An 8,934-nucleotide genomic window follows, 5' to 3' on the forward strand; every position below is an offset into this window, starting at 1 on the left:
CCGCACGCCGCTCAATGCGCGGGCACCAGGGCCGCCGCGTGGGCCCGCAGGGTGGGGAAGCCGTCGCGCCCGGGGGTGACCAGGCGCAGCCGGAGCAGGTGGCCTCGGCCCGGTCCGGGGGTGTCGCGTTGCAAGGTGCCGGTCACGCAGTCGAAGGTGGCCGCGTCGGTGTGCCGCACGAAGAAGGCGGGGCCGGCGATCCCGGCGAGCAATTCGATGGCATCGGCCAACAGGCGGGGGCTGCGGGGTCGGACGTGCTCGACGTCGACGGCATAGACACCGTCCGGGAGCACGGTGGCGCCGCGCAGGCGCCAGGGCGAGCCGGGGAGGTCGCAGGCGACCCGCAGCCTGGGCAGCAGATCGGCCGCGGGGTCCGTCGCCGCCCAGCCCTGCCGGGTCGTCTGCTCGGCCAGCTCGTGCAGTGCGTCCCCGGGCGCCTCTTCACCCGACACGCCGAAGAAATCGTCCATGATAGTCACTGTAAGTCGAAGAGCCGTAACCGGCTTCTCCGCCCGACCGAATGCGCGCCGCCGGAGCCGGGGCTCAGAACAGTCGAGCGGACCGGGTGCTCTCGGATTCCTCCAGTTCGAGCAGTCGCCGCTTGCGCGCGAGCCCGCCGGCAAAGCCGGTCAGCTTCCCGTCGCTGCCGACGACACGATGACAGGCCACGATGATCGAGATCGGGTTGTGCCCGACCGCCTGCCCCACCGACTGGGCCAACGCCTTGTTCCCCAACCGCTCGGCGAGCGCGCCGTAGGTGGTGGTCTCGCCGAACGGAATCTCCCGGAGCATCGCCCAGACCCGCTCCTGGAACGGATCGCCGTGCGTGGCCGTGGGCAGGTCGAACGAGGTCCGGTCGCCGTCGAGGTATTCGGCCAACTGGGTCGCCGCCGCCGCGAGTAGCGGGTCCCCACGATGGTCGACCCGCCGACCGAGGCTCTCCTCGGAAGGCATGTACCAGTGCTGCGGGAAGTAGAGACCCACGATGGCATCCTGCGACGCCACCACGATGAGTCCCCCGAGCGCGGTGTCCACGATCGCGTGCCGTGTGTTCATGATGCCGATCTCCCCTGTCGTGGTGTACGTCCCCATCCTTCATCCTCTCCGTCCGGCGGACGCGCGGGGTCCGCAGAAGGTGAGATCCGACTTCGCCCCGGTGTGATTTGCCGAAGCGGCACGGAAGTTTGTGGTCGCCGACGGATCGCCACATGATCGTGGTCCGTACCGAGACCTGGGAGTTCGCATGACCCGACCCGCCCGAACCGCGGACCTCACCCATCGCCTGGTTCCCTCCCCGGCCGGCCGCATCCACCTGGTGGAGCAGGGCGCCGGTCCGTTGGTCCTGCTCGTGCACGGGTTCCCCGATTCGTGGTACGGCTGGCGCCGGCAGCTGGCCGACCTGGCGGCGGCCGGCCATCGTGCGGTCGCCATCGACGTCCGGGGTTACGGCCGCTCGTCCAAACCGCAGGACATCGCCGCGTACCGGATGTCGGAGTTGATCGAGGACAACGTCGCCGTCGTCGAGGCGCTGGGCGAGCGCTCGGCGGTGATCGTCGGGCACGACTGGGGCTCGACCATCGCCGCCCAGTCCGCTTTGGTCCGGCCGGATGTCTTTCGCGCGGTCGGGCTGCTGAGCGTGCCGTACACCCCGCCCGGCGGACCGAAGCCCAGTGATGTGTTCGCGGCGATGGGCGGCGAAGAGGAGTTCTATGTCCGGTACTTCCAGGAACCCGGCCGCGCCGAGGCGGAGATCGAGCCGGACGTACGGGGTTGGCTTGCCGGCTTCTACGCGGCGCTCTCCGCCGACACCATGCCCGCCGCCGACGCGCCCGATCCGCACTTCGTCGGCCGCGGCGGCAGGCTCCGCGACCGATTCCCCGCAGGTCGCCTGCCCGGGTGGCTCGATGAGGACGATCTCGACTTCTACGCCGGTGAGTTCGAGCGGACCGGAATGAGCGGGGCGCTCAACCGCTACCGGAACATGGACCGGGACTGGGCGGATCTGGCCGCGTACGCCGGCGCGCCGATCACCCAGCCCTCGCTGTTCCTCGGCGGCGCTCTGGACGCCTCCACCATGTGGCTGTCCGACGCGATCGACGCCTTCCCCACCACACTGCCCGGCCTGGTCTCCTCCCATGTCCTCGCGGGTTGCGGCCACTGGCTCCACCACGAGCGTCCCAGCGAGGTCGACCGGCTTCTGATCGACTGGTTGGCCGCCCTACCACGCTGAGAACTCCAGCCCGTTCGAACGAAGTTGCCGCCCGAGAGATCCGCCGGAGGACTTGGGCTCGGACGATGAACGAGGTGCGGTGTACGCAGTGTGGCGTGGGGGCCTGGAGCAGGGCTTCGTCGAGGACTCCGGGGCGGGCTCGCGGGGCTGCGCACGCCGGCTCACCGTACGTCTGCAACGAGGCATCCTGGGTGGCGCCAAGCGGTTGGGGCGGCCGTACCGACGCATAGCCGCCCACCGTTGCCCGAGCTGCGGACACCTGGAGTTGTTCGCGATCGACGGTTGAGGAGTCCCGGCCGGGGTCCGGAAACACCGGCCGACCGGGAGGCACCCCGGCCCGCGTCCCGGGTGGCGAGGTTCTGCGGTCCTCGTCGCCGCGATCGTGGTGGGGCGCAGCGGGTATGAGCCTGGTGGATCCCCCCGTCGAGGTGAGTGCCGTGTCGTCCACATACAGCGAAGTCGATCTCGGGGTCCTGGTCGGTCACGACGGTTCGCCCGCCGCCGACCGCGCGCTGGATTGGGCGGCGCAGGACGCCGTCGCCCGGCGCGTAACCCTGTACGTGGTCACCGCCGTGCCCGTCGGCGGGCTCGGCCACCGGCATCGGGTCGAACTGCGCGAGCGGGCGCACGCGCTGATCGACGCGGCCTGCGCACGCGTGCGCGCGCGCTTCGCCGATGCGGTCGTGGAGGGGTCGGTTCGGGTGGGCGACCCCGCCGAGTCACTGCTGGAGGCGAGTGCCCGCGCCGACACCATGGTGATGGGCAGTCGCGGTCACGGCGGTTTCACCGGCCTGTTGCTGGGATCGGTGTCGCTGCGGGTGTGCGCGCACTCGTCGTGCCCGGTCGTGGTGGTACGCGCCGACGCGGCCGAGGACGCGAGCGGCGTGGTGGTGGGCATCGCCGGTCCCGAGGACGGGCCGGCGGCCGAGTTCGCGGCGGACCGGGCGCGGCGGCTCGGCGGACTGCGCGCCGTGCACTCGTGGGCGCTCCCGGTGACCGGCCTGGCTCCCAGTTTGATGTTGCCGTCGATGTTCGATGTCGACGCGATCGCTGCGGAGCGTGGCCGGATGCTGGAGCGGATGCTCGGTCCGATCCGGATCCGTGACCCCGAACTGCCGGTGGAAGCCCTGGTGATGAACGGAACAGCCGGGCGCGACCTGATCTGCGCGTCCACCGGCAGTGCCCTCGTGACCGTCGCCACCCACCGCCGGAGCGGTCCCCTGCCGATGCGACTGGGCCCGACCACACACGCGGTCCTGCATCATGCGCGCTGCCCGGTGGCTGTGGTCCCGGTGCAGTGAACACGGCTCCCGGCGACGCGGCGACGCGGCTCCCGGAGACCGGACCGACGCGCCGCCACCGAACCGACGGGCCGCGAGATCGCCGCGACGCGTGGTCGGGCTAACGCGCCGCGTAGACGTTCTCGGCGAAGGCGGCGATCTGTTCCTCCGACAGGTGTCGCGCCACGTCCGCCTCGCTGATCATGCCGACCAGGCGCTTGCGCGCTATCACCGGCAGTCGGCGGATCTGGTGCACCTGCATCTCGCTCAATACCTCGGCGATGTCGGCGTCCGCGTCGATCCAGCGCGGCGTACCCTCGCACAGTTCGCCGGCCGTGACCTGGGCCGGATCGTGGCCGACGGCAACGCACTTCGTGACGATGTCGCGGTCGGTGATGATCCCGCACAGCCGCTCGTTCGCGTCGCTGACCGGGAGCGAACCCACGTCGAGCCGGCGCATCAGCTGCGCGGCCTGATCCAGCGTCTCGGTCTGCGGAATCCACTGCGCACCCTCGTGCATGATGTCCTTGGCCATGGTCATGGTGGTACCTCTCGCCATGCCTGCCGACGGCAGCACACCGACCGCAGGGCTCGGGACCGCGCCGCGGACGTCGCAACGCGGTCCTTCCATCCTCTCCGCCCCACTCCCTGTCGGCCACCCGGGTGAACGGCCGCCACCCACCCACCCCACCAGGCGCGGAGCCGGCGTCGACGGCAGATGTGCCGGGCGGCGGGCTGAAGGGCTCGCGGGCGGGGTCTGTTGCCGGCGGCGTCGGTGCTCCGGGCGGGTTCAGCCCGCCGCCGGGGCCGACGCATCGGCGGCGAGTCGGCGCTCGACGAGGCGACCGAGCAGGCCGTGGCGCGGCGACAGGAGCAGCGAGAGGACGAACCCGGCTGCGGCCACCAGCGCGATGGTCGCCCCGGCGGCGACGTCGTAGTGCCGGGAGATCTCCAGTCCGGTCGACGCGCTGCCGATACCGAGTGCGCCGGCCAGCGCGGTGGTGCGGGCGAGCGAGTCGGTCCACAGCCGGGCCGCGGCGGCCGGCGCCACCAGCAGCGCCAGCGTGAGCATGATGCCCACCGCCGGGGTCAACACCACGATCACGGCCTGAACGATCAGCAGGAGCAACAGGTCCAGCGCGGTCACCGGATGCCCGGCGGCTCGCATGCCCTCGTGGTCGAAGGCGGCGAAGGTGAGTTCCTTGGCGCACAGGCCGAGGACGAGCAGGATCAGCACCCCCGTGCCGGCCGTGACCACGAGGTCGCGGGTGTCGATGGTGACGATGGAACCGACCAGGAAGGCGGAGAGCTTGCGGTCTCCGGCGGGTCCGGCGGCGACCAGCGCGGCGCCCAGGGCGAAGCCGGCGGCCAGGATCACCCCGGTCGCACCGGAGGCGGTCCGACCCGGGCGTCGGGTCAGCCCGATGATGGCCGGCGACAACAGCACGCCCACCGAGGCACCGCCGAGGTAGATGTCCACGCCCAGGATCGAGGCGAGCACCACGCCGGGGAAGCCGGCATGGGTCATCGCCATGGCATGGAAGGCAAGCTTGCGCAGCACCACCTGGACACCGACGACGCCGGCGAGCAGACCGACCATGACGGCCTCGGCGTAGGAGCGGTGGGTGTACGTGTCGAACCAGGTCATCGGGGGCTCCCGGTCGGCCGGGGAACCACCGGCGGGGCGGGGATTCGCACGGCCGCCGCGTGGGCGGACGCGCGCAGGCCGCGCCGGCGGGCGATGCCGGCCGCGCCCAGGGCGAGCAGGTATGCCGCGACCAGGGTGAGCACGACGGTCGGCCCGGTGGGCAGTGCCAGGTCGTGGTCGATGGAGGCGGTGTAGCCGATGGTCAGGCCGAGGTATCCGCACAGCACGGCCGAGCCGACGCCGATCGCGATGATCGGGCCGAGTCGATCCCCCAGGGTGCCGCCGATGGTCGCCGGGACCACCAGCAGCGCCAGGACCAGCGCGGTGCCGATGGTGCGGACCGCGGCGACCACGGTCAGCGCGATCACCAGGTTCAGCGTCAGGTCCAGCGCGCCGACTCGATGGCCGGCCGCGCGGGCGGCTTCGACGTCGAAGCTGCGCAAAAACAATTCCCGGCCCAGCGCGGCGAAGACGGCCAGGCACAGCACGGCAAGCACCGCGGTCTCGATGATCTGCGTGCGGGAGGTGTAGAGGATCCCACCGAACAGGAAGGTCTGGAAGTCGGCGGTGTAGGAATGACTGCGCGAGACCACGATCACGCCGATCGAGAACATCGCGGTCAGCACGATCGCCAACGCGGCGTCGTCGCTGGTGCGCCGGTTGCGGGTGAGCAGGGTCAACACGCCGGCGGTGAGGCCGGCCGCGATCAGCGCGCCCTCGAAGACGCCGTCCGCGCCCTGGAGGGCGAAGCCGATCGCGACGCCCGGGAATACCGTGTGGGTGAGCGCGTCGGCGACGAACTCCAGTCGGCGCAGCGCGACGAACGCGCCGACGGTGCCGCACAGGACGCCCAGGATGGTCAGTTCGATCAGGGCCCGGGTCAGGTAGGGGACCCTGAAGGGCTCCATGAGCACAGTGGTGTCCACGGTCGGCCTCAGCCCGGGGTGACGACGAGTCGACCGCCGTCGAGTTCGAGAACCTGCCCGCCGTAGCAGGCGCGCAGCAGTTCCGGGGTGAGCGCGGACTCGGTGTCGGCGAAGGCGAATTGCCGACGGTTGACCAGACAGGTCTGCTCGCACAGGCGTTGGGCCACGGCGAGGTCGTGGGTGCTGACCAGGACCGCGGTACCGGTGTCCTTGGCACGGACCAGCGCGTCGATCAGCGCCTCCTGGCTCACCGCGTCGACGCCGTTGAACGGCTCGTCCAGGACCAGGATCGGCGGTTGCGCGGACAGCGCGCGGGCCAGCAGTACGCGCTGGCGTTGGCCGCCGGACAGTGCGCCGAAGCGCGCGTTCGCCCGGTCGGCAAGGCCGACCATGGCCAGCGCCTCGTCGGCGGCGGCCCGATCCCGGCGGCCGGGGCGGCGCAGTCGGCCGATCAGGCGGTAGCGGCCCATCAGCACCACCTGCCGTGCGGTGACCGGGAATTCCGGGTCCAGGTTCGCCGCCTGCGGTACGTAGCCGACGAACGCGCGGGCCGCGGCCGGGCGGCGGCCCGCCACGGTGACCGCTCCGGCAACCACGGGAACCAGTCCAAGGACGGCCTTGATCAGCGTGGACTTGCCGCCGCCGTTGGGGCCGACCAGGGCCACCGCCTGCCCGGCCGGGACGCGTCCGTCGACCCCGATCAGGGCCGGGGTGCGGTCGTAGGCCATGGTCGCCTCGGTGAAACGGACCGGATCCGGTGCGGTCTCGATGCGGTCGGTCATCGCTCAGCTCCGCAGCGCGGCGACGATGGTGTCGGTGTTGTGCGCCTCGGAGTCGAGGTAGCCGGCACCCGCGGAGCCGGGGGCGCCGAGCGAGTCGGCGTACAGCGCGTCGTCGCCGTCGACGACCTTGATGCCCGCTTCCCGGGCGATGGTCGCGGCGGTCTTGGGCGGCAACGCGCTTTCGGCGAACACCGCCTTGGTGCCGGTGGCCTTGATCCTGGCCACGACGTCCTCGATCCGGCTGCCGGAGAGTTCGGCCTGGTCGTCGAAGCTCGGGATGATCGAGCCGACGAATTCCAGCCGGTAGCGGTCGACGTAGTAACCCAGCGCGTCGTGGTTGGTGACCAGTTTGCGGTTCGCCGCCGGGATGGTGTCCAGCTTGGCCCGGTTGTCGGCATCGAGCGCGTCGAGCTTGGCGCCGTAGCCGGCAAGGTTGTTCTCGTAGACCTTCGCGTTGGCCCCGTCGGCGGCGCTCAACGCCTTGGCGATATTGGTCACCATCACCTTGGCGTTGAGCGGGTTGTGCCAGATGTGCGGGTCGTTCTCCCCGTGCTCGTGTTCCCCATGCTCGCCGTGCTCGCCGCGCTCCTCGTGCTCGCCCTTGCGCAACTGCACCCCGAGTCGGCGACCTGCGTCGTGGTCGCCACCACCTTGATCCGGGGTCCGGAGCCGGCGCCCGGCGAACCGCCGCCCGCCACCGGCGCGGCGGGCCCGACCTGGTTCTTGTCCTTGGTGCCCTTGCCGTCGTCGGTGTCCGTGTCGTCGGAACCGCACGCGGTCAGGGTTGCGGCGGTCAGGGCGGTGGCGGCGACGGCGAAGACCGCGCGGGTCGATATGCGCATGAGAACTCTCTCCAGGCAGGGGTGTGTCGACGCATCGATCGGCGGATGCCGCCTCGATCGTTCGATAATGAAAACCATAATCACCTAGCCGAAAGCTGTCCAGGGCGGGGCCGATGCCCGGGCGCGCGCCGGGCATCGGCTCCGACGTGGGTCGGATCCGCGATCGGACCGGGTCGGGCGTGGCACCGTGGACGGCTTCGATCCGGCGCCCACGTCGAGGGATCGCTCGCACGGGTCGCCCATGCGCTCCGGTGGGAACGGATCGAGGGCGAGTTCCTCGTCGGTGACCAGGCGGCCGTGCGGGATCTCCGACGGTTGCTCGCGGTCGGCGCGGAGGCGACGAATCCGGGTCGTCGGCGGTCGCCGTGGATGGGGTGCCGGTCCGGCGCCGCCGCGACCCCGCGGATCGCGGGCATGCGGTCCCGGTCCCGCTGAAGAGCGTCGCGAGCCGGGGTCCGCCGGACTCGATCGCCACATTGGCGCGCCGGCCGTTGTCATGGTGACCGGGAGCAGGAAAACGCCGACGGCCGGAAACACCGGTGTCCCCCGGCGTGGGTGAGCCGGGAGACACCGGTGTGGGGTGAGCGCTTGGACTGCGTGGATCGTGCGGGCGCTATGACCTCGGCGCCGCGGACGGAGGCTGCGGGCCGATCCGCCGATCGGCGCCGGGGGAGCCGACCGCGGTCGGATCGGCGTCGAGGGTGGTCGCGTCGCGGGTGGCCGCGTCAGGCATGCTCGCGTCGCGGGTGGCCGCGTCGGCGGCGACCTTGCCCGAACCGGCAACGGGCGATGGGGTGTCCGAGGTCGCGGCGGTGCCGGCGGTCGCGGCGGTGCCGGCGGTCGCGGCGGAGCGGGCGGCTTCGGCGCGCACGAGGGCACTCAGGAGCAGATAGGTGTCAAGGGGCATGGCGGGATCTCCCGGGTTCGCGGGGCTGAGGAATGAACGCGGACACGCCGGTCCGGCCACACGCCCGGTGCGGCGGCGGCCCGACGTCGGCGATCGCTCAGCAGCGCAGGACGACGGTCCGCGAAGGGATCGGTCCGGAATGCCCGTGGCCGTACGGGCGCGGATCTCGCCGACCTCGGCCGAGGCAGCGAGCCGGGACCCGACGGTGTCCACGAGGGCGGAGGCCGATGCGGTGGTGGAGTGGTGCCGCGGCCGAGCGGCGGCCGGCGTGCGTGCCGGGCCGACGGCGGGTCCGTGCCGGCCACCGGGTTCGCCGGCG

Annotated in this window: 10 protein-coding genes and 1 pseudogene; 3 read left to right on the plus strand and 8 right to left on the minus strand. The window is 71.9% G+C overall.

The features are described 5' to 3' along the window. Positions 1-11 precede the first annotated feature (11 nt). Complete coding sequence (locus ABZS54_RS27940) at positions 12-470, minus strand: hypothetical protein (RefSeq protein ID WP_355541794.1); 459 nt, start codon at positions 468-470, stop codon at positions 12-14. A 73-nt stretch (positions 471-543) separates the two neighbouring features. After that, positions 544-1,056 carry a methylated-DNA--[protein]-cysteine S-methyltransferase gene (locus ABZS54_RS27945; protein WP_355541797.1) on the minus strand — a complete coding sequence of 171 codons (513 nt, stop codon included), beginning with the start codon at positions 1,054-1,056 and terminating at the stop codon, positions 544-546. A gap of 187 nt (positions 1,057-1,243) precedes the next feature. Between ABZS54_RS27945 and ABZS54_RS27950 the strand changes: the two genes are divergently transcribed. From ABZS54_RS27950 to ABZS54_RS27960, 3 genes and pseudogenes are all read left to right on the plus strand, one after another. After that, positions 1,244-2,230 carry an alpha/beta hydrolase gene (locus ABZS54_RS27950; protein WP_355541800.1) on the plus strand — a complete coding sequence of 329 codons (987 nt, stop codon included), beginning with the start codon at positions 1,244-1,246 and terminating at the stop codon, positions 2,228-2,230. A gap of 65 nt (positions 2,231-2,295) precedes the next feature. Further along, positions 2,296-2,516, plus strand: a pseudogene (locus ABZS54_RS27955) (hypothetical protein). 151 nt (positions 2,517-2,667) lie between these two features. Then, complete coding sequence (locus ABZS54_RS27960) at positions 2,668-3,531, plus strand: universal stress protein (RefSeq protein WP_355541803.1); 864 nt, start codon at positions 2,668-2,670, stop codon at positions 3,529-3,531. 100 nt (positions 3,532-3,631) lie between these two features. Here the strand turns inward: ABZS54_RS27960 and ABZS54_RS27965 are convergent, their stop codons facing one another. The 6 genes from ABZS54_RS27965 to ABZS54_RS27990 form a co-directional block, all read right to left on the minus strand. Next, positions 3,632-4,051 (minus strand): CBS domain-containing protein, encoded by a 420-nt coding sequence (locus ABZS54_RS27965; protein WP_355541806.1) that lies wholly within the window; start codon positions 4,049-4,051, stop codon positions 3,632-3,634. Between the two features lie 249 nt (positions 4,052-4,300). Next, the gene (locus ABZS54_RS27970; RefSeq protein ID WP_355541809.1) at positions 4,301-5,158 is read right to left on the minus strand and encodes a metal ABC transporter permease; all 858 of its coding nucleotides are present in this window, start codon (positions 5,156-5,158) and stop codon (positions 4,301-4,303) included. After that, positions 5,155-6,066: a metal ABC transporter permease gene (locus ABZS54_RS27975; protein WP_355541812.1), complete on the minus strand. Its 912-nt coding sequence runs from the start codon at positions 6,064-6,066 to the stop codon at positions 5,155-5,157. The genes ABZS54_RS27970 and ABZS54_RS27975 overlap by 4 nt, the downstream gene beginning before the upstream one ends. Positions 6,067-6,092: 26 nt before the next feature. After that, positions 6,093-6,866, minus strand: a complete 774-nt coding sequence (locus ABZS54_RS27980; RefSeq protein ID WP_355541815.1) for a metal ABC transporter ATP-binding protein — start codon at positions 6,864-6,866, stop codon at positions 6,093-6,095. 3 nt (positions 6,867-6,869) lie between these two features. Continuing rightward, positions 6,870-7,481 carry a metal ABC transporter substrate-binding protein gene (locus ABZS54_RS27985; RefSeq protein WP_355541818.1) on the minus strand — a complete coding sequence of 204 codons (612 nt, stop codon included), beginning with the start codon at positions 7,479-7,481 and terminating at the stop codon, positions 6,870-6,872. Between the two features lie 840 nt (positions 7,482-8,321). Further along, positions 8,322-8,615, minus strand: a complete 294-nt coding sequence (locus ABZS54_RS27990; RefSeq protein WP_355541821.1) for a hypothetical protein — start codon at positions 8,613-8,615, stop codon at positions 8,322-8,324. Positions 8,616-8,934: the final 319 nt, after the last annotated feature.

Origin of the sequence: Embleya sp. NPDC005575, assembly GCF_040605455.1 — a bacterium.
Classification (GTDB): Bacteria; Actinomycetota; Actinomycetes; order Streptomycetales; family Streptomycetaceae; genus Embleya.